Here is a 21,176-nt window from a genome sequence, read left to right on the forward strand (position 1 = left end):
GAGGCCTTTTTTTCTGCTCGCTGAAAGAAGGGATTCTATGGAACAAGCAAAACGCCCGTTGATATTGATTGCTGTCATGCTTGCGATGTTCGTGTCGGCCGTTGAGGCGACCATCGTCTCCACGGCAATGCCGAGCATCGCCGCCGACCTCGGCGGCTTCTCGAAATACAGCTGGGTATTTTCGGCGTATTTGCTGATGAGCACAGTAACCGTTTTGTTATACGGAAAGCTTGCGGATATACTGGGCCGAAAACCCGTTTTCGCGTTCGGCATGGTACTGTTTCTAGTCGGTTCATGGCTTTGCGGTTTAGCTGACTCGATGGATCAATTGATTGCGTTCCGTTTTATCCAAGGAGCTGGAGCGGGAGCAATCATGCCGATTGCCTCGACGATTGTCGGCGATATCTATTCTGCGGAAGAACGGGCGAAAATCCAAGGCTATTTATCGAGTGTTTGGGGTATTTCTGCTGTGGCCGGGCCGGCAATCGGTGGCGTTCTGGTCGCAACCATCGGCTGGCAGTATGTATTTTGGGTCAATTTGCCGCTTGGTGTCTTGTCGTTCCTAGGGATCATGATTTATTTAAAAGAGCCTGTCAGGAATAAGCGCTTGAAGATCGATTATAAAGGCGCGCTGTTATTGACGGTTGCATTGAGCACGATTTTGTACCTCCTCATTGAAGGCGGCGTCTCGTTTGAGTGGTTGTCGATGCCATCTTTGTTACTTGCAGTGATCGGTGCATTATTCCTCTATGGCTTCGTCAAAGCAGAGCGCGCATCGCACGACCCGATGATGCCTTTTGAAATATGGCGCAACCGGGCGATCTTGTATGCAAACCTTGTCTCGCTGGCAACAGGAATCATTCTGATCGGCATATCCAGTTATTTGCCGGCCTATGTCACCGGTGTAATGGAGCAGCCTGCTGCTATCGCCGGTTTTACGCTAACGGCGATGTCGATCGGCTGGCCGATTGCCTCGGTGTTATCAGGCCGGCTGTTGATCAGCATCGGCTATTTTCGGACTTCACTTTTGGGCGCTATGTTTTTGCTTCTCGGAACAATGCTTTTTGTATTCATGCGCCCTGAATTCGGGCCGCTATGGGCCGGGATGTCGAGCTTCTTTATTGGCGCAGGAATGGGTTTGACGAGCACCGCATTTATCGTTTCGATCCAATCGGCAGTGTCATATGAAAAAAGGGGCGCTGCAACGGCTTCCAATATGTTCATGCGCAATCTCGGCAGCACGATCGGCGTTGCGCTTTTGGGCAGTATTTTAAACAGTTCCTTATTGAAGTATTTTGAGCAAAACGGCAGCAGTCTCACATTGGAATCGGTTAATGCGATTTTAAGTGCAGGCAGCAGAAGCCAGTTGCCTATGGAAGAGCGGATGATGCTGCAGGAGGCGTTAGCATTCGGATTGCGGAATGTCTACAGCCTGACATTTTTCTGTGCATTACTGAGCTTTTCGCTGATATTCGGTTTGCGTGGATTAAAAGGAGTGAAACCTGATGTCAAATGAAGAATTGATCATCAAAGTATTAGCTGAAGAAGGAAATATGCGAAAAGCTGCAGAGCGACTGTTTTTGTCCCAGCCGGCACTATCGCAGCGCCTCCAATCGATCGAAAAGGAATGGGGGCAGCAATTGTTCGTCCGGTCACAAAAAGGTTTGACGCCGACGCCTGCGGGGGAGCTGGTCATTCAATACGCCAATGAAGCCGTCCAGCGAAAAGAGGAAGTTTTCGAGCAGCTGCACACCTTAAGCGAAAAGGTCCACGGCACATTAAAAATCGCCTGTGCATCGATCATCGGTCAAAATTGGCTGCCGAAAGTGCTGAAAGATTTCGTCACGCTTTATCCGGAAGCGAAAGTTCAATTGATCACCGGATGGAGCTCTGAAATTGTCCGCTCCCTTTATGACGGGGAAGCGCATATCGGCATTGTGCGCGGCCAGACCGATTGGAAAGGCACGAAGATCCACTTGTTCAAAGACACTTTGTATTTAGTCGACAAAGAAATACAGTCATTGAACGAAGTGATGGACACGGAACGGCCGTTTATCCAGTTTAAAAGCGATTCGACTTATTATGCAGAGATTCAGCAATGGTGGCAAAAGCACTTCGCCTACAGCCCGAAACGCCAAATCACTGTGGATCAAATTGAAACGTGCAAGCAGATGGCGGTCAACGGCATCGGCTATGCCATATTGCCTTCCATAACGCTGACGGGTACAGAAGACGTCCATACGATGCCTTTGACGACCAGTGAGCAAGAACTCGAGCTGACGCGGGATACGTGGCTGATCGGCTATGAAACATCGTTTCAACTGCGGCAAGTGGAAGCATTTGTCGATATAGTCAAAAAACATGCCGCTCTGCTAAGCTAAAGGATGAATTATTATACAAAGTCAGATATAATAACACCATTACATAATAGAAAGAGGTTTTGATCAATGGAGCAAATGGATGCAAATCAAATTATTTCGTACATACAGAACGCAAAAAAGTCGACACCGGTAAAAGTTTATGTTAAAGGTGAAGGCGTTGCTGCGCTGAACTTCGGCGAAGGCTCGAAAGTATTCGGCGAAGGCAACCACGCAACCGTTTTCGGCGAATGGGCTGAAGTGGAAAAAGCACTGGAACAGCACGCGGCTGTCATTGAAGATTCCGTCGTGGAAAACGATCGCAGAAATTCAGCGATTCCGATGCTTGATTTGAAAAATATCAATAGCCGCATCGAACCGGGTGCGTTTATCCGTGAAAATGTGGAAATCGGCAATAATTGCATCATCATGATGGGCGCTGTCATCAATATCGGTTCAGTAATCGGCGATGGCACGATGATCGATATGGGCGTCATCATGGGTGGACGAGCGACAGTCGGAAAAAACTGCCACATCGGTGCAGGCGCAGTACTCGCTGGCGTTATCGAGCCCGCATCTGCTACACCAGTTATCGTAGAAGACGACGTTATGATCGGCGCGAATGTCGTCGTACTTGAAGGCGTTCGGATCGGCAAAGGATCAGTTGTCGCAGCCGGGGCTGTCGTCATCGAAGACGTACCGGAAAATGCCGTTGTCGGCGGGATGCCTGCACGTGTATTGAAATTGATGGACGATAAGACCCGTTCGAAAACGGAAATCAAACAAGAGCTGCGCCAGCTGTAAGAATATTATGGACCTTATTCAAATAAGAAGAGATCTTCATAAAATTCCAGAGCTCGGTTTTCAGGAAGTGAAAACGCAGCACTATCTGAAAAAAGTCATTTCCGACATGGCAACTGACCGCGTCCAACTGACGGAATGGCGCACCGGGCTTGTAGCCATAGTTACAGGTACAGCGCCTAAGCGGACGCTCGGGTGGCGCACGGATATCGACGGTTTACCGATACAGGAAGCGACCGGCTTGCCGTTTGCCTCGCAGCACGAAGGGTTTATGCACGCTTGCGGGCACGACGTCCATATGTCGATTGCACTCGGCTTGCTCGCTAAGCTGATCGAACAACCGATTAAAGATGATGTGGTGATGATATTTCAGCCTGCAGAAGAGGGGCCAGGCGGCGCTGAGCCGCTGCTAGCTTGGCTGGAACAGCAGCGGCCGGATCTTTTGCCGGATCAAATGTTTGCACTTCATATTGCACCGGAGTTGCCTGTCGGTACCGTTGCGACCAAGCCGGGTTTGTTGTTTGCCAATACTTCAGAGTTGTTCATCGACTTACGCGGCAAAGGCGGGCACGCCGCTTTCCCGCATCAAACGCGCGATATGGCGGTCGCAGCTGCAGCATTGCTCATGCAATTGCAGACAATCGTCAGCCGTAATGTCGACCCGATGGATTCGGCCGTACTGACTGTAGGCAAAATGACAGCGGGCACGGTGCAAAACATCATCGCGGAAAACGCCCGTCTCGAAGGAACGATCCGAACTTTGACGCCGGAATCGATGAAGCGTGTGAAAAAACGCATCGAATCGCTGTGCCGCTCGATTGAAGAAGGCTACGAGTGTAACGTAGCGATCGATTATGGTGCCAGCTACCGCCAAGTCGATAACGATACAGAGCTTGCGGAATCCTTTTTGGAGTATGCATCTCAGTATCCTGAAGTGACGGCAATCCGCAGTGAAGCCGCGATGACCGGTGAAGACTTCGGTTATTTTACTGGACGCTTGCCGGGCCTGATGTTTTGGGCTGGCGTCGGTTCGCCGTTCGGCTTGCATCATGCAAAGCTTGTGCCGGATGAGACGATATTGGATTTCATGCCGGACTTTCTCTATAATTATTTTAAAGCATTGTAAAAAGAAGCTGACCGCAATCGCGGTCAGCTTCTTTTTATGTGATAAGACACCACTTGATCAGCTGCGGCTTTCTTGCAGCAAGTCTTTCTTTTTCAATGACCAACTCGAAGCAATGAAGAAACAAACGAGCAGGATGAGCGTCCCCGCGATATACGGAAAGCTCATATCAATATCAAACAGCACACCCGCAAGTGCCGGGCCGATCATATTGCCGAGGCTCATATAGGCATTGTTCATGCCGGCTGCGTAGCCTTGTGAATCGCCGGCAAGCTTGGAGATGAGTGTGTTGATGGCGGGTCGCAACAAGGAAGCGGCTGTGAAGAAGATGGCTGAGACGAACAGGATGGTCCAGAACGTGTTGACGAACAGGATGCCGATCATAGCAGCCGCTGAGATGAGCAAATTGACGAGAATGACGCGCATCTCGCCAAAGCGCTTAAACAAGCTGTCGATGACGAAGGTTTGGACGATGACACCGACAAAGCCGCCGACGGTAATAACGACAGATATTTCTTTCGGTGTAAACTGGAATTGTTTATCCACATATAACGCAATCGTCGACTGGAAATTAGACAGTCCAAACGCGAAAATGAACATGACGACGAGCATGACAAAATAAGGAGTGTAGACAGAACGCTTCATCTGCTGGTATAAATTCTCCCGTTTATAATCCGCCGCTTGCACCGCTGGTTTGACGTTCGGTAAAGCAAAATAGGACAGTAATGCCGCTAGCAAAGCGACGGCGGTCGCGACATAAAACGGGAATTGCAAGCTGACTTCCGACAAAAAGCCGCCGATGCCGGGCCCAATCATAAAGCCGAGTGACATTGAAGCACCGAGGTATCCCATCCCTTTGCCGCGTTCTTCATAAGTTGTAATATCCGCGACAAAAGCCATCATTGGTGGAATGAGAAAAGCACCGCCGACACCGCTGAAAAAGCGGGCGAGGTAAAGGACCCACAATTCGGTGGCCATGCCGAAGAGCAATTGCGACAAGCCGAAAACGACAAGTCCGAAAATGATTAGATTTTTGCGTCCGTATTTATCGGACAGTTCCCCGGAAATGGGGGAGAATAGGAACTGGGCAAATGCAAATGTTGCAATCAGTGTGCCGAGCGCCTGGCCAGCTACGCCGAACGTGTCCAAATAGGCGGGCATGATCGGAATAATCAGGCCGATGCCGCTCATGGCGATGAACATATTGAACATGAGAATGTATAAGGCAAATTTAGTTGATTTTACGGCCATAAGCCAGACCTTCTCTCGGTATTGTTTCGTGTGACTAAAATTTAGCATAAAGAACTTAATTACTATACCTTATTTAAATAGAAAAAAACAGGCAGAAGCTCTGCCTGTCATTTTTCCATATCCATTTTGAATTCCAAAAATAATTCATTGTAAACACCTAGCATTTCAAGCCCTAAGTTTTCATAAACTTCCAGGCGGTCGCGCATTTCTTCGGTCGGATAAAAACGCTCATCTTCGGTCACTTCCGGATCCATTAAGGCAAGCGCCTCTTCGTTTGGTGTGGAATAGCCGACGTAATCCGCGTTTTGGGCAGCGACTTCCGGATCGAGCATAAAGTTAATGAATTCATGTGCGCCATCGACATTGCCGGCAGTCGATGGAATGACCATATTATCGAACCATAGGTTGGATCCTTCCACGGGTACTACGTAATCAATGTCTTCATTGATCCACATCATGTCCGCTGCTTGACCGGACCATGTGACAGCAACGGCCGCTTCCTCGCGGCGCATCATTTCGACGATTTCGTCGCCGATGATGGCTTTAACGTTCGGCCCAAGTATCTTCAGTTTATCCGTCGCTTCCCGCAGTTCTCCAAGATCTGTCGAGTTCAGCGAATAGCCGAGGCTGTTCAAGCCCATGCCAATCACTTCCCGTGCACTGTCGACGAGAATTACTTCCTGTTCGAGTGTCGGGTCCCACAGGTCGTCCCATTGTTCGAAGGTTTGTCCTTCAAGAAGAGACGGGTTAAAGGCGATTCCGACCGTTCCCCAGAAATAAGGAATGGAATATTCATTGCCTGGATCAAAAGGCAGATCCAGAAAATAAGGGTCGATGTTTTCAAGATTCGGTATTTTGTTTTGGTCGATCGGCAATAATAAATCATTTTCCTTCATTCTTTCTATAGCGTATTCAGAAGGCATGGCCACATCATACGACGTACCGCCTTGTTCGATCTTGGTCATCATCGATTCGTTCGAATCAAACGTCTCGTAAACAACTTGAATGCCGGTTTCTTCTTCAAAGCGGGTAACGAGTTCCGGGTCGATATATTCCCCCCAGTTGTACACTGAAATCGAACCGCTGCCGGATGTTGCCGAGCTGGTTTCGAGCAAATGGACCGCATAAAAGAGAACGGCTGAGATGGCGATGATGGCGATACTGGCTTTTACTAGATCTTTCATAGACGAGTTCCTCCTGTTCCGGCGGACGCGGCTGAGCGCTGGTTAAAGAAATAATACCCGAGCACCAGGCCAAGTGTCACGACAAAGATCAGTGCCGAAAGAGCGTTGATCGTCAATGTGATGCCGGCCCGCGCCATCGAATAAATCTCGACAGACAATGTCGCAAAGCCGTTGCCGGTAACGAAGAACGTGACCGCAAAGTCATCAAGCGAGTAAGTCAATGCCAAAAAGAAGCCGGCAAAAATCCCGGGTTTGATATAAGGGATGATGACACGCGTCAGAATATCGCGCTGGGATGCCCCAAGATCCGTTGCGGCATCGATCAACGTCGAGCTCATTTCCTGCAGTTTCGGCAATACCATGATGACGACGATCGGTATGCTGAAGGCGATATGCGAGACGAGAACGGAGGCAAAGCCGAGCTTGACGCCTAGCATTGTAAAGAGAATCAGAAACGAGGCGCCGATAATAACATCAGGGCTGACAATCAACACAGTGTTCAAGGACAAAACGGCGCTGCGCATCTTGCGGTTGCGCAAGAAGGTAATGCCGATCGCCCCGAGCACGCCAATTGTGGTTGATATGAGCGCAGATAATAAGGCGACGATGACCGTGTTCAACACGATAATGAGCAAGCGGGTGTCATTGAATACAGCTGCATAATGCTCCCAAGTGAAATCTTCAAATCCGGACATCGTGCCTCCGCTGTTGAAGGAATAAAAGATTAAATAGAAAATCGGGGCGTAAAGAATAAAAAAGACGAATGCCAAATATATTTTGGCGGACTTACTTAGCTTTGCCATTCAATGCCCCCCCTTTCTCTTTTGGGCCAGTGAGCAGCACAATGATGATCATAAAGAGCATCAAAAAGACGGCGATGGTCGAACCCATGCCCCAGTTTTGGGTGACGAGAAATTGCTGTTCAATGGCCGTTCCGAGTGTAATCACTTTATTCCCGGCGATGAGGCGGGTAATAACAAAAAGCGACAAGGCCGGAATGAACACCACTTGAACACCGGATTTGACGCCGTTGAGCGCCAGCGGAAAAATGACGCGGCGGAACGTCATCCATTGCGATGCCCCTAGGTCGCGCGATGCATCGATCAATGCAGGGTTGATTTTATCGAGTGAATTGAAGATCGGCAGCACCATAAAGGGGATGAAAATATAAACTGCTACGAAGACGAAACTGAAATCCGTAAAGAGGATCTGCAAAGGAGACGCTCCGAAAAACTGAATCAATTGGTTGGCCGGGCCATACAAGCCAAAGATGCCGATGAACGCATACGCTTTTAGCAGCAAGTTGATCCATGACGGAATGATGATCAAAAGGAGCCACAGCTGTTTATGCTTTGTTTTCGTCAGCCAATAAGCGGTCGGGTAGGCGATCAAAATCGAAATCAAGGTAATCAAAAATGCATACCAGAACGAACTGAGCGTTAAGCGTAAATAAGTCGATGAAAAGAAATCCGCGTAGTTGGAAAACGTGAACCCACCGGATAAGTCTTGAAATGAAAAGTATACGATGAGTACTATTGGTGCGATGACGAACAGCACAATCCATAAATAATAAGGGATGAGATACCACGGGCGAGAAGACTTTTTAGCCATTCGGATGCGCTCCGTAAGATTCAAGGCGCGCATCAAATGCTTCCTCGGACTCGTTCAAGCGCATGACATGAATCGCTTCCGGATCAAAGTCGAGGCCGATTTGCGAGCCGACCTCCACTCGTTTGGTCGAGTGGACGAGCCATTCATTGCCAGTTTCGTCATATGTGGAAATCTCAAAATGCACACCACGGAACAATTGGCTATCAACATGGACTGCCATTTTCCCGTTTTCCGGGTGGGTGATTTCGAGATCTTCCGGACGGATGACGATTTCCACTTGTTCATTGAGCGATAAGCCTCGGTCAACACAATCAAATTCCTTGTTGGCGAAGCGGACGCGGTAATCGGCAACCATTGTGCCCTCGACGATATTGGATTCTCCAATAAAATCAGCGACAAAGCGGTTGATCGGTTCATCGTAAATGTCCATCGGCGTGCCGGTTTGCTGGATTTCACCGGCATTCATAACCAAAATCTCATCGGACATCGCCAAGGCTTCTTCCTGGTCATGCGTGACGAACACAAAAGTCTTGCCGAGGCGTTGCTGCATTTCGCGCAGCTCGTATTGCATTTCCGTCCGCAGCTTTAGGTCCAGTGCCGACAGCGGCTCATCGAGCAAAATCACTTCCGGATCATTGACGATTGCACGGGCAATCGCCACGCGTTGGCGTTGTCCGCCAGACATTTCGTGGACTTCCCGGTTTTCATAACCGTTCAAATTGACGAACGCCAACGCTTCTTTAACGCGCCGTTCGACTTCCGCTTTTTTAATTTTCCTGATGCGCAAACCGAATGCCACATTTTCAAATACATTCAAATGGGGGAAGAGTGCGTAATCTTGAAACACCGTATTGACTAGCCGCTCATTCGCCGGCAATGTGTTTACTTTTTTTCCTTTAATATAGATATCGCCGCTTGTCGGCTGGTTAAAGCCGGCAATCAAGCGCAAAATCGTCGTCTTGCCGCAGCCGGAAGGACCGAGCAGCGTATAGAATTTCCCCTTTTCCATTTCAAAACTAATATTGTTCAACACGTTTCCCGCGCCTTCAAATGTTTGTACTACATTATCAAAGCGGATGATCGATTGGTCAGTCATACTATTCCTCCTGGATTATAAATAAGATTTTGTGGCCACAATGATCATTTCCGCCTGTTCAGCGGAGTGGTTCACTAAGGTATGTTCTTGGTCTGCACTATAATAAATGGAGTCGCCGGCATCGGCTATATAGGAGCGGCTTCCGATATCCAATCGAACTTTTCCGTTCAGTACATAAACAAAGGTTTCGGATGTCGACGGTTCAAAGGTTTTGAATTTCCCTTGTTCGTTGAGTGTTAAATAAACGGGTTCCATTTCTTTTTTGTTGGATGTGGGGACGAGCCAATCAATTTCGTATCCCGCTTCCCGGTCACTATGCACGGTATGGTCTTCTTCTTTGAAGACGAGCTTCGCTTCTTCTGCATCCGTGAAAAATTCCTTTGGTGTGGTGCCGAGCACTTCAAGAAGCGAGAATAGCGTTTCGATCGAAGGAGAATTCATATCCCGCTCCAGCTGGGAAATAAACCCTTTACTTAAATCGGTGCGTGATCCAAGCTCTTCTTGGGTCAGTTCATTTTTCAGCCGCAGCGTTTTGATTTTTTTGCCGATTTGCATGCAGTTTCCTCAATTCTTGTGAAATAGGCGAAAGCGATAAGTTGATTCTTAGTATCATGCTTCGAAAGTGGAGTTTAGTAAAAATACACTTAAAGTTTAGTTAAAGTATTTATTCATTATACAAAACATAGAATAGAATTCAAGTGAAAATAATTTGCGAAAAACAATCCGAATCTATTGCAATCGGCTAAGGCAATTACTATCATAGAGAAAGTGCAAAAGTCATAACGTCTTAAAAGATTGACATAGAAGTTTCGGTTGTGCAGATTCAGCAGATGATGAAGGGTAGACAATAGCCCAACCACCAACGGGAGTGATCAACATGAACGGAAAGATGAATTTTTTCCTTGACCCAAAAAACAGGGTAGCTCAAAAACCATCGATTATGAATTATAAACAAGATGAAAAAGGGCTTTATTTAGTAGCGAATAAGAAGTTTATCAATTGGATGGATGTCCATACATTTTGCCATACGTGCATGGACCCGCTGACTTTCGATAACGAATTCGATGCGAGTTACTGTGCGAGCTGCAATGAATGGCGCGAAGAGCGCTGCAGCGATATCAGCTGTGAATATTGTGAGAACCGTCCAAAACGGCCGCTTGACCCCCGCAAATAAGCGGGGCTTTTTTTATGTATGAAAGAAGGATATGATAAAAGAGAGACTTAACAGGATGGGGGATCACAATGAAGAAAGAATTCGTGGTAATTGGCTTGGGGCGTTTTGGCGGAAGCATCGTGCGGGAATTGATCGAGCAAGGTGCGGATGTCATGGCAATCGATAAAGACCATGAGCGCGTGGATGAATTCGCATCAATTGCAACGCAAGCCGTAGTAGCCGATACAACAGACGAATCGGTTCTGAAATCCCTCGGGGTCCGAAATTTCGAGCATGTTATTGTCGCAATCGGCGAAAATATCCAAGCGAGCATCTTGACGACGCTGATGCTGAAGGAAATCGGTGTGAAGAAAATTACAGTGAAAGCGCAAAATGACTATCATGCCAAAGTTCTGCACAAAATTGGAGCCGATAAAGTGGTGCATCCGGAGCGGGACATGGGCATCCGCATCGCCCATAATATTTTGTCGAATAATGTGCTCGATTATCTGGAATTGTCGGATGAACATTCGATTATGGAGATTAAAGCGAATGAAAAGCTCGCGGGCTATACATTGATCGAATTGGACATCCGGGCAAAATACGGCATCAACATCGTCGCAATAAAAAGAGGCGATGACATCATCGTATCACCGCAAGCCGATCTAGAAATCGAACGGGAAGATATTTTGATCATCATCGGATCTGATGCGGACATCAACCGCTTTGAGAAGAAAGTGATGAATTAACTAAAGCTGCCGATAATACGGCAGCTTTTTCCTATGAAATGGAGCAAAAAAAAGAAGCCGCTGAGGGCTTCTTTTTTTATACTTCCATAATAACTGGCAGAATCATCGGGCGACGTTTCGTTTTTTCGTAGAGATACGGTCCGAGAACATCCGAGATATCGGTTTTCAGTTCATCCCAGTCGGTATTTTTACTGTGGATTTTTTTGTTTAAGTGGCGATTCAGCATTTGCTGTGCCTCATAGATCATCGTGCCGGATTCGCGCATATAGACGAATCCACGAGAAATGAGGTCAGGGCCTGATACCATGCGGCTTTTCTTTTTATCGATGCTGACGACGACAATGACCAGTCCATCTTCAGACAAGAGCCGGCGATCGCGCAGTACGATATTGCCGATATCACCGATTCCGCTGCCGTCGATGTAAATATCGCCGGAAGGGACACGGCCTGCTACGGATGCTTCGTCTTGGCCAAGTGCCAAAACATCGCCATTTTCCATAATGAAGGTATTCTCGCGCGGAACATCGCAATCTACTGCAAGTTCTGCGTGTTGTGCCTGCATCCGGTATTCACCGTGGATCGGCATGAAGTATTTCGGTTTCATCAAGCGCAGCATCAATTTGTTTTCTTCTTGTGAACCGTGTCCAGATGTATGGATATCGTTCAACGAGCCGTGGATAACATCAGCTCCTGCACGGAACAATAAGTTGATTGTCCGGTTGACGCTGCTCGTATTGCCTGGAATCGCGGAAGACGAGAAGACGACAGTATCGTTCGGTTGGATCTGGATTTGTCGATGGGTGCCGTTAGCGATCCGTGACAGTGCAGCCATCGGTTCGCCTTGTGAGCCGGTACAAAGGATGACGACCTTATCGGCAGGCATCCGGTTCAAAGTTTGCGTGTCGATGAACGAATCTTCCGGTACAGTAATATAGCCGAGTTCACGGCCGATTGTCATGGCATTGTCCATGCTGCGGCCGAATACCGCAATTTTGCGGCCTTGGCGCACTGCTTCTTCAGTTACTTGCTGAAGACGGTAAATATTGGAAGCGAAAGTCGCGAAAATCAAGCGGCCTTCAACTTTGCGCATAATTTCTTTAAGGGTTTCGCCGACTTTGCGTTCGGACAAAGTGAAATTCGGGATTTCAGCATTAGTCGAGTCGGACAACAGGCACAATACGCCTTCGCTGCCGATTTGAGCCATTTTCAAAAGGTTTGCCGGTTCGCCGACTGGTGTAAAGTCGAACTTGAAGTCGCCTGTGTGGACGATGCTGCCGGGTGGTGTTTTAACGACTACACCGAAAGAATCGGGAATACTATGTGTTGTACGGAAGAAACTGACCGAAGTTTTGCGGAATTTGATAACGTCTTCTTCAGCAATTTCAATCAGCGTTGTGCTGCGCAATAAGCCATGCTCTTCCAATTTTTTGCGCAATAAGCCAAGTGCTAGCTTACCGCCATAAACAGGCATGTTTACTTGCTTGAGTAGGTAAGGGATGCCGCCAATATGGTCTTCGTGGCCGTGTGTTATAAACAGGGCTTTGATTTTGTCGGCGTTTTTAACTAAATAAGTGTAATCTGGAATAACATAATCGATTCCGAGTAAATCGTCTTCCGGAAATTTGATGCCGGCATCAATCAGGATGATTTCATCCTGGAATTGGACGCCATAAGTATTTTTGCCGATTTCGCCGAGTCCGCCGAGCGCGAAAACAGCTGTCTGATCATTTTTTACGAATTTCATCGGGTTTCAAGTGTCTCCACATGATAGTCTTGGGATGCTTGTTCATATTCGAGATGCTGCCCTTCAAGTAGCTGCACTAACTCGACGTTGTAGTTACGGTCTTTCAGATGATGACGAACTTCCCGCTCGGTGGAAGCTTCAACATACAAGCTTTTGGTGTTTTCTCTTACTGGTACTTCAAAACGGTTTTCCTGGTAATAAACTTTATAAATCATAGGTTGCTCTCCTTTTACACGTTCAATAATAAATGCACTTCCTTTATATTATCATGTCATTGTTTTAAAATAAAGAATAGCCCTCCTATTTAATATAAGAAGGGCCAAAACTTTATGCTATCTTCTTTTTGTTCATAATGCCGTTGAGCTGTCTGAGTAGTCTGCGTTTCAACCGTTTCAGCATGGCCCACCACTCCTTATGTATAGTATACTGTTTTTTCTGACAAATGAAAAGAGGGCGCTCTCAAAAGTTCCTTCATAAAAAGATTGGAGATTGAAGTATGTCAAAATTATTATTATTGGATATTGACGGCACATTGCTTGATTCGAACAAGCAATTACCGGGAGCTACAAAGCAGGCATTGATACGTGCACGGGCGAATGGGCACCACTTGGCCATCGCCACTGGCCGCGCACCATTTATGATAGGCTCGCTGCTAGAAGAGCTGGCGATCGATACGTATATTACGTTCAACGGCCAGTACATCGCATTTGAGAATGAGGCCGTCCACAAACAAGCGATTGAACCGGTTATTTTAGAGCGTGTGATGGATTTTGCCGATCAGCGCGATCATCCGCTCGTTTTTTTGAATGAGCATAAAATGGTGTCATCGATCGATTTCCATCCGAACATCGATGAAAGCATCAAAAGCTTGAAGTTTCCGCATCCCCAAATGGATAAGGAGTTTTATCGGACGAACGATGTATACCAGGCGCTGGTATTTTGCGAAGAGCACGAGGAACAGCAATATCATCTAGCGTTCCAAAATGTCGATTTCGTCCGCTGGCACCGAGTTTCCTGCGACATCCTCCCAAAAGGAGGAAGCAAAGCTGAAGGCATCAAGCATTTGATACAGTCGACAGGCCACCGCTTAGAAGATACGATTGCGTTCGGTGACGGCTTGAACGATCTGCAAATGATGGAAGTTGCAGGCTTCAGCGTGGCCATGGCAAATGGCCATGAAGAAACGAAGAAGCGTGCAAATCATGTCACCAGCCACGTCGATGAAGGCGGGCTGGCAAAAGCTTTTGACTTTCTCGGCCTCAGCCGTTAATCGAAAGAAATAGCTTGTAGGCGTGACTTTGCCTGCAATCAGTTGGCGAATCGGCAAAACAAAACCCCGCCAGCACTCGCTGAACGGGGTTTTGTTATTCGACGGTAACACGGTCGATGGCGACGGCATTTTCAACTTCATGGAACGGATTTTTCGGGTTGATATGGTCATAGAACATAATGCCGTTCAAATGGTCGAGTTCATGCTGAAAGGCGATAGCCGGAAGACCCTTCAAGCGCATCTTGAATTCTTCACCGCTTAACGTAAAGCCTTTGACAGTAATGCGGGCATAGCGCGGAACATAGCCGGGAACGGAACGGTCGACAGAAAGACAGCCTTCCCCGCTCGACAAATAGGCTTTTTCGACCGAATGGCTGACGATTTTAGGGTTGACCGCCACAAGGCTCAAATTCTCACCGGACTGCTCGTCGAAATGCAGGGCGAAAATCCGTTTCGATGCATTGATCTGCGGAGCGGCGATGCCGACACCGGGGCGCAGGTCATATTTTTCCATCAGTTCGTCGTCTTGGCTATTCTTTACATATTGCAAAAGCTCCTCGCCTAGCTTGCGGTCTTCCTCTGAAAGGGGAAGCTGGAGTTCTTTTGCTTTTTGACGGAGGGTCGGGTGCCCTTCACGAATAATATCTTTCATTGAAATCACTATGTTCATCCTTTCATGATGCCTTCTTGTAGTTTTATTGTACCGTATCAAAGCGTTTTTGAAAAAAGAAAAAGCTTTAGCTTTCATTGTGTTTTTTGGATATTCATTCTATAGTTAAAACATGGAAATCAAGGGGGACTTTATTGTGAAGAGAACAGCTATGGCCACCGTTTTAACCGGGATTCTTTTTCTTTCTGCGTGTTCCGGAACATCAACGGAAGAACAATTGAATGATATTTTAGAATCGACATTTGAAGAGGAAGCAGACTACCGGGATGTTCAGGGCGAGTTGCAGAGCCGCGAGCAAAACGAGCATCAGCTTTTCGAGTCGATGATGGCATTGACAAAAGAACAGCAGGCGGAAGTCGAAGAGATAGCGCAAGAAGCGATTGCTTCTGCGGAAGAACGACTGGAGTTGCTTGAAACCGAAAGGCAATCAATGCAAAGCGCAGCTGAGCAATTCCAAAGCATGGATCAATTGATCGAAGAGGCGGAAGAAGAAAGCTTGCAGTCGGATCTTATGGCGCTGAAGGAGCGGATGGAGGAGCGTTTTGCCAAGCACCGCGAATTCACAGATGCTTATCAATCGCTGACGGAACACCAAAGTGAATTGTACGCCATGGTAGCTGAGAAAGACATGGACCTCGAGACACTTCAAGCTAAAACAAATGAAGTCAACGAGCAAAATGAGCTTGTCCAAGAAGCTGTGACAGCGTTCAATGAACAGACCGAACAGTTCAATGAATTGAAAAGTGACACAACTCAGAAAATCGAAGCCGATAATGAATGAGCAGCCGTAAAGGCTGCTTTTTTCTGTGCTATAAAAGGCTAATCTGAATACATTGTATTATAGTACAGTTTAGATTTTTTTATAGTACAGTTTTTGCTATTTTTAAGATTTTTGAAATCGGGTATATACGTATAATGTATAGTACTTCTATGATTGACCGTGTTATTGCGGTCGCGTATACTGATGGAGAATGTGATGATTGTATCAATGAGCTAGTGTAAAAATTTTAATACAGATAAAGGAGAGTTGCTTTTATGGCTGCGAAAAAGAATCAGCAATTCGATCCAGTAGAAACATTGCATGCGATCGAGGAAAAGTTTGAAATGGTTCAAGTGTTGAATGAGGAAGGCGAAATTGTAAACAAGGATTACGACCCGAAGCTGTCCGATGAGCAATTGGAAGAATTGATGAGACGGATGGTTTACACACGTATTTTGGATCAGCGCTCGATTTCATTGAACCGCCAAGGCCGTCTTGGATTTTACGCCCCGACTGCCGGTCAGGAAGCTTCCCAATTGGCTTCGCATTTTGCGTTGGAAAAAGAAGACTTCATCTTGCCTGGTTACCGTGACGTTCCACAATTGATCTGGCACGGCTGGCCGCTGCACCAAGCGTTCTTGTTCTCGCGCGGCCATTTCAAAGGAAATCAGATGGCTGAAGGCTTGAACATTTTGCCGCCGCAGATTATCATTGGCGCTCAGTTCATCCAAGCAGCCGGTGTAGCGCTTGGTATGCAAAAGCGCAAAAAAGAAGCAGTCGCTGTTACGTATACAGGCGACGGCGGATCTTCACAAGGTGATTTCTACGAAGGCATCAACTTCGCCGGAGCATTCCGTGCACCAGCGATCTTTATCGTACAAAACAACCAATTCGCGATTTCGACACCGCGCGAATTACAGACATCAGCCAAAACAATCGCACAAAAAGCAGTATCTGCAGGGATTCCAGGCGTGCTTGTAGACGGCATGGATCCACTTGCAGTCTACGCAGTCACTCGCGATGCACGGGAACGAGCTGTGAAAGGCGAAGGGCCGACATTGATCGAAACGATGTGTTACCGCTACGGACCGCATACGATGGCAGGAGATGACCCGACACGCTACCGTACTTCAGACATCGACAGCGAATGGGAGAAAAAAGATCCGCTCGTTCGCTTCCGTAAATATATGGAAGCCAAAAAACTTTGGAATGAAGAAAAAGAGAACGAAGTGATCGAGAAAGCAAAACAAGAAATCAAAGCGGCGATCAAAGAAGCAGACAGCACGCCGAAGCAAAAAGTATCTGACCTTCTCGGAATCATGTACGAAGAAGTTCCATTCAACGTTCAGGAACAGCTCGATATTTATAAAGCAAAGGAGTCGAAGTAAGCCATGGCACAATTGACGATGATCCAAGCGATTACGGACGCTCTGAAAACAGAAATGCAAAACGATGAAAATGTTCTTGTTTTCGGTGAAGACGTAGGAAATAACGGCGGTGTATTCCGCGCGACTGAAGGGTTGCAAAAAGAATTCGGGGAAGATCGTGTATTCGATACGCCACTCGCTGAATCAGGAATCGGGGGGCTTGCGATTGGGCTTGCTTTGCAAGGTTACCGCCCAGTTGCGGAAATCCAATTTTTCGGCTTTGTTTTCGAAGTGATGGATTCCATCAGCGGACAAATGGCGCGCATGCGCTACCGCAGTGGAGGCACGCTGACATCACCGGTAACAATCCGCTCACCATTCGGCGGCGGCGTCCATACCCCAGAAATGCATGCGGACTCACTTGAAGGCCTCATGACTTCACAGCCTGGCTTGAAAGTAGTCATTCCTTCGACTCCTTATGACGCTAAGGGGCTTTTGATCTCGGCAATCCGCGATAACGATCCTGTCATCTTCTTGGAGCATATGAAGTTATACCGCTCTTTCCGCCAGGAAGTGCCGGAAGAAGAATATACAATTCCACTCGGCAAAGCCGATGTGAAACGCGAAGGATCCGACCTTTCTATCATCACGTATGGCGCGATGGTCCAGGAGAGCATCAAAGCGGCAGAAGAATTGGAAAAAGACGGGCATTCAGTCGAAGTCATCGATTTGCGTACGGTCCAGCCACTCGACATTGAAGCAATTATCGCTTCTGTTGAAAAAACAAACCGCGCAATCGTCGTACAAGAAGCGCAAAAGCAAGCGGGAATTGCAGCGAGTGTTGTCGCTGAAATCAATGATCGTGCGATTCTTAGCCTAGAAGCACCTGTCTTGCGCGTAACAGCGCCGGATTCTGTTTTCCCGTTCTCACAAGCCGAGCAAGTTTGGCTGCCGAATGCAAAGGATATAGTAGAAACAGCGGAAAAAGTGCTGAACTTCTGATTTGCTGATGATGGCGCAGAATTTTCTGTCCTCAAAAAGAAGCAAATAGGGTGATAGCAGTTTAATACGTTCGGTCGAGCCGGCGGGTGTGTATAGTCGGGTGGCTGGATATAGATCTACAGCAACATTTCATATGGTGCGCCGTATCAAATGTACATTAGAAAGGGTGACTAGCATGGCTTTTGAATTTCGTTTGCCGGATATCGGTGAAGGTATCCACGAAGGTGAAATAGTAAAATGGTTCGTCAAGGCCGGAGATACGATTGAAGAAGACGACATTCTGTGCGAAGTGCAGAATGATAAAGCGGTCGTTGAAATTCCATCTCCTGTATCAGGAACAGTTGAGGAAGTGCTTGTAGAAGAAGGCACTGTCGCAATAGTCGGCGATGTATTGGTGAGAATCGATGCTCCAGATGCAGACGATGTCCACTTTAAAGGCGGCAAGGAAGATGGAGAAAAGCCTGAGCCTGAAGCAAAAGAAGAAAAGCAAGAAGAAACAACTGAAGAGCAAGTGCAATCGGGCACAGCTGAATCCGGCCAAGATGTAGAAAAAGTACCGGCACCGGAAACTGAGCCCGAAGGCGATACTGGTGCAGGAGCGCAGCCGCAAGCAGACGAGTCGAGTGATTCGAATGTACGCGTCATCGCGATGCCGTCCGTCCGGAAATTTGCTCGTGAAAACGAAGTCGATATTAAAAAAGTCAAAGGGTCCGGCAATAACGGCCGAATCCTAAAAGAAGATATTGAATCATTCATGGACGGCGGACAACAGCAGGAAGAGCCGGCTGCAGCTCAAGAAGCGGCTTCACAAGACGCAGAAACACCAGCAAAAACAAAAGAAGCAGCGGCGAAACCGTCTCCAGAAGGCGAATTCCCGGAAACGCGCGAAAAAATGTCCGGCATGCGCAAAGCAATCGCCAAAGCCATGGTCCATTCGAAACATACGGCTCCGCACGTCGCGCTTATGGACGAAGTTGATGTGACGGAACTTGTCGCACACCGCAAAAAGTTCAAAGACATCGCAGCCGAAAAAGAAATCAAGCTGACGTATTTGCCATATGTAGTAAAAGCTTTGGTCAGCACTTTGCGTGAATTCCCGGCACTCAACACATCATTTGATGATGAAACGAGTGAAGTGATCCAGAAACATTATTTTAATATTGGAATCGCAGCAGATACAAAAAAAGGTTTAATGGTTCCAGTCATTAAAAATGCTGACCGCAAATCCGTCTTTGCGATTTCCGATGAAATCAACCAGCTCGCGACAAAAGCTCGCGAAGGGAAATTATCCCCTGCTGAAATGAAAGGCGCGTCATGTTCGATCACGAACATCGGGTCTGCAGGCGGACAATGGTTCACGCCGGTCATCAACCATCCGGAAGTCGCAATTTTGGGCATCGGGCGCATTGCTGAAAAGCCGGTAGTAAAAAATGGTGAAATTGTGGCAGCACCTGTGTTAGCATTGTCAATGAGCTTCGATCACCGCATGATCGATGGAGCAACAGCACAGCATGCATTAAATCACCTCAAGCGTTTGTTAAGTGAACCAGAATTACTATTAATGGAGGCGTAAAACTTATGGTAGTAGGAGATTTCCCAATCGAAACAGACACGCTCATCATCGGCTCAGGCCCTGGCGGCTATGTCGCAGCTATCCGTGCAGCACAGACTGGCCAAAAAGTTACCATCGTTGAAAAAGAATATATCGGCGGCGTTTGCTTAAACGTCGGTTGTATCCCTTCAAAAGCGATAATCTCAGTCGGACACCGCTTTGAAGAAGCCCAGCATTCCGATGAAATGGGCATTGTAGCTAAAGAAGTTTCGTTAAACTTTGAAAAAGCACAAGCGTTCAAAGAAGGCGTCGTCAAGAAATTGACAGGCGGCGTAGAATCATTGCTGAAAGGCAATAAAGTGGAAATTATCCGCGGTGAAGCTTATTTCGTGGATGAAAACACTGTCCGCATCATGGACGCGGATTCTGCACAGACGTATAAGTTTAAAAACGCAATCATTGCAACGGGGTCACGCCCCGTTGAAATTCCGACGTTCAAGTATTCAGAGCGCGTATTGGATTCTACGGGCGCGCTAGGCTTAAAAGAACTTCCGAAAAAGCTTATCGTTATCGGTGGTGGATATATCGGAACTGAGCTAGGAACTGCTTATGCGAACATGGGTTCTGAAGTGACGATTCTTGAAGGAGCTCCAGATATCCTTGCTGGCTTCGAGAAACAAATGACGGCAATCGTCAAAAAAGGCTTGAAGAAAAAAGGCGTCGAAGTCATCACGAAAGCGTCTGCTAAAGGCGTAAAAGAAACAGATTCTGGTGTTTCCGTATCTTATGAAGCTGGCGGCGAAGAGAAAACAATCGACGCTGACTACGTATTGGTAACTGTCGGGCGCCGTCCGAACACAGATGAAATGGGCCTTGAAGAGCTTAACATCAAAATGGGCGAGCGCGGGTTGATTGAAATCGACAAGCAATGCCGCACAAGCATCCCGAACATTTATGCAATCGGTGATATTGTGGCTGGGCTTCAATTGGCGCATAAAGCATCATATGAAGGCAAAATTGCTGCTGAAGCGATTGCTGGCGAAAAGTCAGAAGTCGATTACATGGCGATTCCAGCGGTTTGCTTTACAGACCCTGAACTTGCAAGTGCCGGTTTGACTGAAGAGCAAGCGAAAGAAGAAGGCTTTGAAGTGGTAGCGGCGAAATTCCCATTCGGCGCAAACGGCCGTGCGCTCGCTCTTAATGCTACTGAAGGATTCGTAAAACTTGTGTCCCGTAAAGAAGATGGCTTGTTGCTAGGTGGACAAATCGTTGGAGCAGGCGCTTCAGACATGATTGCGGAAATCGGTTTAGCGATTGAAGCAGGCATGACGGTGGAAGATATTGCAATGACAATCCACGCTCACCCGACTTTGTCTGAAATTACAATGGAAGCTGCGGAAGTAGCTCTTGGAACACCGATTCACATCATTAAATAAGGCGTTTTTTAAAAGGACCGCATTTAGCGGTCCTTTTTTCTATGCTTTTG

Annotated in this window: 21 protein-coding genes; 12 read left to right on the top strand and 9 right to left on the bottom strand. The window is 47.3% G+C overall.

The window, feature by feature from the left end:
* The first annotated feature begins 37 nt into the window (after nucleotides 1–37).
* The 4 genes from J7E21_RS03140 to J7E21_RS03155 all read left to right on the top strand — a co-directional run bounded on the left by J7E21_RS03140 (nucleotide 38) and on the right by J7E21_RS03155 (nucleotide 4,284).
* Entirely contained in the window at nucleotides 38–1,516 is a 1,479-nt protein-coding gene (locus tag J7E21_RS03140; RefSeq protein WP_215104633.1) for an MDR family MFS transporter, read from the top strand.
* A complete protein-coding gene (locus J7E21_RS03145; RefSeq protein ID WP_215104635.1) occupies nucleotides 1,506–2,381 on the top strand; it encodes a transcriptional regulator CcpC in 876 nt (291 codons plus the stop codon). Before J7E21_RS03140 ends, J7E21_RS03145 begins: the two co-directional genes overlap by 11 nt.
* A 66-nt stretch (nucleotides 2,382–2,447) precedes the next feature.
* A complete protein-coding gene (gene dapD, locus J7E21_RS03150; RefSeq protein ID WP_215104637.1) occupies nucleotides 2,448–3,161 on the top strand; it encodes a 2,3,4,5-tetrahydropyridine-2,6-dicarboxylate N-acetyltransferase in 714 nt (237 codons plus the stop codon).
* 7 nt (nucleotides 3,162–3,168) lie between these two features.
* Entirely contained in the window at nucleotides 3,169–4,284 is a 1,116-nt protein-coding gene (locus tag J7E21_RS03155; protein ID WP_215104639.1) for an N-acetyldiaminopimelate deacetylase, read from the top strand.
* A gap of 57 nt (nucleotides 4,285–4,341) precedes the next feature.
* On the opposite strand, the gene J7E21_RS03160 is transcribed toward J7E21_RS03155, so the two are convergent.
* From J7E21_RS03160 to J7E21_RS03185, 6 genes are all read right to left on the bottom strand, one after another.
* Entirely contained in the window at nucleotides 4,342–5,532 is a 1,191-nt protein-coding gene (locus tag J7E21_RS03160; protein ID WP_215104641.1) for an MFS transporter, read from the bottom strand.
* A gap of 107 nt (nucleotides 5,533–5,639) precedes the next feature.
* Nucleotides 5,640–6,716, bottom strand: coding sequence for an ABC transporter substrate-binding protein (locus J7E21_RS03165; RefSeq protein WP_215104643.1), 1,077 nt, complete (start codon nucleotides 6,714–6,716; stop codon nucleotides 5,640–5,642).
* Complete coding sequence (locus tag J7E21_RS03170) at nucleotides 6,713–7,519, bottom strand: ABC transporter permease (protein WP_215104646.1); 807 nt, start codon at nucleotides 7,517–7,519, stop codon at nucleotides 6,713–6,715. The genes J7E21_RS03165 and J7E21_RS03170 overlap by 4 nt, the downstream gene beginning before the upstream one ends.
* Complete coding sequence (locus tag J7E21_RS03175; protein WP_215104648.1) at nucleotides 7,503–8,327, bottom strand: ABC transporter permease; 825 nt, start codon at nucleotides 8,325–8,327, stop codon at nucleotides 7,503–7,505. The genes J7E21_RS03170 and J7E21_RS03175 overlap by 17 nt, the downstream gene beginning before the upstream one ends.
* Nucleotides 8,320–9,423, bottom strand: a complete 1,104-nt coding sequence (locus J7E21_RS03180) for an ABC transporter ATP-binding protein (protein ID WP_215104650.1) — start codon at nucleotides 9,421–9,423, stop codon at nucleotides 8,320–8,322. Before J7E21_RS03180 ends, J7E21_RS03175 begins: the two co-directional genes overlap by 8 nt.
* A 15-nt stretch (nucleotides 9,424–9,438) precedes the next feature.
* The gene (locus tag J7E21_RS03185; protein WP_215104652.1) at nucleotides 9,439–9,978 is read right to left on the bottom strand and encodes a helix-turn-helix domain-containing protein; all 540 of its coding nucleotides are present in this window, start codon (nucleotides 9,976–9,978) and stop codon (nucleotides 9,439–9,441) included.
* A gap of 322 nt (nucleotides 9,979–10,300) precedes the next feature.
* Between J7E21_RS03185 and J7E21_RS03190 the strand changes: the two genes are divergently transcribed.
* Together J7E21_RS03190 and J7E21_RS03195 are read left to right on the top strand one after the other, a co-directional pair.
* On the top strand, nucleotides 10,301–10,597 hold the full coding sequence (locus J7E21_RS03190; RefSeq protein ID WP_215104654.1) for a hypothetical protein: 297 nt from the start codon (nucleotides 10,301–10,303) through the stop codon (nucleotides 10,595–10,597).
* 68 nt (nucleotides 10,598–10,665) lie between these two features.
* Complete coding sequence (locus J7E21_RS03195; RefSeq protein ID WP_215104656.1) at nucleotides 10,666–11,325, top strand: potassium channel family protein; 660 nt, start codon at nucleotides 10,666–10,668, stop codon at nucleotides 11,323–11,325.
* A gap of 76 nt (nucleotides 11,326–11,401) precedes the next feature.
* Here the strand turns inward: J7E21_RS03195 and rnjA are convergent, their stop codons facing one another.
* Together rnjA and J7E21_RS03205 are read right to left on the bottom strand one after the other, a co-directional pair.
* On the bottom strand, nucleotides 11,402–13,069 hold the full coding sequence (gene rnjA, locus J7E21_RS03200; RefSeq protein WP_215104658.1) for a ribonuclease J1: 1,668 nt from the start codon (nucleotides 13,067–13,069) through the stop codon (nucleotides 11,402–11,404).
* The gene (locus J7E21_RS03205; RefSeq protein WP_215104660.1) at nucleotides 13,066–13,284 is read right to left on the bottom strand and encodes a DNA-dependent RNA polymerase subunit epsilon; all 219 of its coding nucleotides are present in this window, start codon (nucleotides 13,282–13,284) and stop codon (nucleotides 13,066–13,068) included. Before J7E21_RS03205 ends, rnjA begins: the two co-directional genes overlap by 4 nt.
* 281 nt (nucleotides 13,285–13,565) lie before the next feature.
* Between J7E21_RS03205 and J7E21_RS03210 the strand changes: the two genes are divergently transcribed.
* A complete protein-coding gene (locus tag J7E21_RS03210; protein WP_215104662.1) occupies nucleotides 13,566–14,339 on the top strand; it encodes a Cof-type HAD-IIB family hydrolase in 774 nt (257 codons plus the stop codon).
* Between the two features lie 94 nt (nucleotides 14,340–14,433).
* Here the strand turns inward: J7E21_RS03210 and def are convergent, their stop codons facing one another.
* Nucleotides 14,434–15,000: a peptide deformylase gene (gene def / locus J7E21_RS03215; RefSeq protein WP_215104664.1), complete on the bottom strand. Its 567-nt coding sequence runs from the start codon at nucleotides 14,998–15,000 to the stop codon at nucleotides 14,434–14,436.
* Between the two features lie 145 nt (nucleotides 15,001–15,145).
* Here def and J7E21_RS03220 point away from each other — a divergent pair, with 145 nt between their 5' ends.
* From J7E21_RS03220 to lpdA, 5 genes are all read left to right on the top strand, one after another.
* Nucleotides 15,146–15,790: a YkyA family protein gene (locus tag J7E21_RS03220; protein WP_215104666.1), complete on the top strand. Its 645-nt coding sequence runs from the start codon at nucleotides 15,146–15,148 to the stop codon at nucleotides 15,788–15,790.
* A 254-nt stretch (nucleotides 15,791–16,044) separates the two neighbouring features.
* Complete coding sequence (pdhA, locus tag J7E21_RS03225) at nucleotides 16,045–17,157, top strand: pyruvate dehydrogenase (acetyl-transferring) E1 component subunit alpha (RefSeq protein ID WP_215104668.1); 1,113 nt, start codon at nucleotides 16,045–16,047, stop codon at nucleotides 17,155–17,157.
* A 3-nt stretch (nucleotides 17,158–17,160) separates the two neighbouring features.
* Complete coding sequence (locus tag J7E21_RS03230) at nucleotides 17,161–18,138, top strand: alpha-ketoacid dehydrogenase subunit beta (protein ID WP_215104670.1); 978 nt, start codon at nucleotides 17,161–17,163, stop codon at nucleotides 18,136–18,138.
* A gap of 175 nt (nucleotides 18,139–18,313) precedes the next feature.
* Nucleotides 18,314–19,711 carry a dihydrolipoamide acetyltransferase family protein gene (locus J7E21_RS03235; RefSeq protein WP_215104672.1) on the top strand — a complete coding sequence of 466 codons (1,398 nt, stop codon included), beginning with the start codon at nucleotides 18,314–18,316 and terminating at the stop codon, nucleotides 19,709–19,711.
* Nucleotides 19,712–19,716: 5 nt separating this feature from the next.
* On the top strand, nucleotides 19,717–21,126 hold the full coding sequence (lpdA, locus tag J7E21_RS03240; protein ID WP_215104674.1) for a dihydrolipoyl dehydrogenase: 1,410 nt from the start codon (nucleotides 19,717–19,719) through the stop codon (nucleotides 21,124–21,126).
* The last annotated feature ends 50 nt before the right edge of the window (nucleotides 21,127–21,176 follow it).

The sequence above is a fragment of the Planococcus sp. ISL-109 genome (assembly GCF_018613655.1).
In the GTDB taxonomy this organism is placed as follows: Bacteria; Bacillota; Bacilli; order Bacillales_A; family Planococcaceae; genus Planococcus.

Bases quoted from the DNA above. Each gene is read 5' to 3' on its own strand.
- J7E21_RS03140 (WP_215104633.1), top strand. From the start codon at position 38: ATGGAACAAGCAAAACGCCCGTTGATATTGATTGCTGTCATGCTTGCG.
- J7E21_RS03145 (WP_215104635.1), top strand. From the start codon at position 1,506: ATGTCAAATGAAGAATTGATCATCAAAGTATTAGCTGAAGAAGGAAAT.
- dapD (WP_215104637.1), top strand. From the start codon at position 2,448: ATGGAGCAAATGGATGCAAATCAAATTATTTCGTACATACAGAACGCA.
- J7E21_RS03155 (WP_215104639.1), top strand. From the start codon at position 3,169: ATGGACCTTATTCAAATAAGAAGAGATCTTCATAAAATTCCAGAGCTC.
- J7E21_RS03160 (WP_215104641.1), bottom strand. From the start codon at position 5,532: ATGGCCGTAAAATCAACTAAATTTGCCTTATACATTCTCATGTTCAAT.
- J7E21_RS03165 (WP_215104643.1), bottom strand. From the start codon at position 6,716: ATGAAAGATCTAGTAAAAGCCAGTATCGCCATCATCGCCATCTCAGCC.
- J7E21_RS03170 (WP_215104646.1), bottom strand. From the start codon at position 7,519: ATGGCAAAGCTAAGTAAGTCCGCCAAAATATATTTGGCATTCGTCTTT.
- J7E21_RS03175 (WP_215104648.1), bottom strand. From the start codon at position 8,327: ATGGCTAAAAAGTCTTCTCGCCCGTGGTATCTCATCCCTTATTATTTA.
- J7E21_RS03180 (WP_215104650.1), bottom strand. From the start codon at position 9,423: ATGACTGACCAATCGATCATCCGCTTTGATAATGTAGTACAAACATTT.
- J7E21_RS03185 (WP_215104652.1), bottom strand. From the start codon at position 9,978: ATGCAAATCGGCAAAAAAATCAAAACGCTGCGGCTGAAAAATGAACTG.
- J7E21_RS03190 (WP_215104654.1), top strand. From the start codon at position 10,301: ATGAACGGAAAGATGAATTTTTTCCTTGACCCAAAAAACAGGGTAGCT.
- J7E21_RS03195 (WP_215104656.1), top strand. From the start codon at position 10,666: ATGAAGAAAGAATTCGTGGTAATTGGCTTGGGGCGTTTTGGCGGAAGC.
- rnjA (WP_215104658.1), bottom strand. From the start codon at position 13,069: ATGAAATTCGTAAAAAATGATCAGACAGCTGTTTTCGCGCTCGGCGGA.
- J7E21_RS03205 (WP_215104660.1), bottom strand. From the start codon at position 13,284: ATGATTTATAAAGTTTATTACCAGGAAAACCGTTTTGAAGTACCAGTA.
- J7E21_RS03210 (WP_215104662.1), top strand. From the start codon at position 13,566: ATGTCAAAATTATTATTATTGGATATTGACGGCACATTGCTTGATTCG.
- pdhA (WP_215104668.1), top strand. From the start codon at position 16,045: ATGGCTGCGAAAAAGAATCAGCAATTCGATCCAGTAGAAACATTGCAT.
- J7E21_RS03230 (WP_215104670.1), top strand. From the start codon at position 17,161: ATGGCACAATTGACGATGATCCAAGCGATTACGGACGCTCTGAAAACA.
- J7E21_RS03235 (WP_215104672.1), top strand. From the start codon at position 18,314: ATGGCTTTTGAATTTCGTTTGCCGGATATCGGTGAAGGTATCCACGAA.
- lpdA (WP_215104674.1), top strand. From the start codon at position 19,717: ATGGTAGTAGGAGATTTCCCAATCGAAACAGACACGCTCATCATCGGC.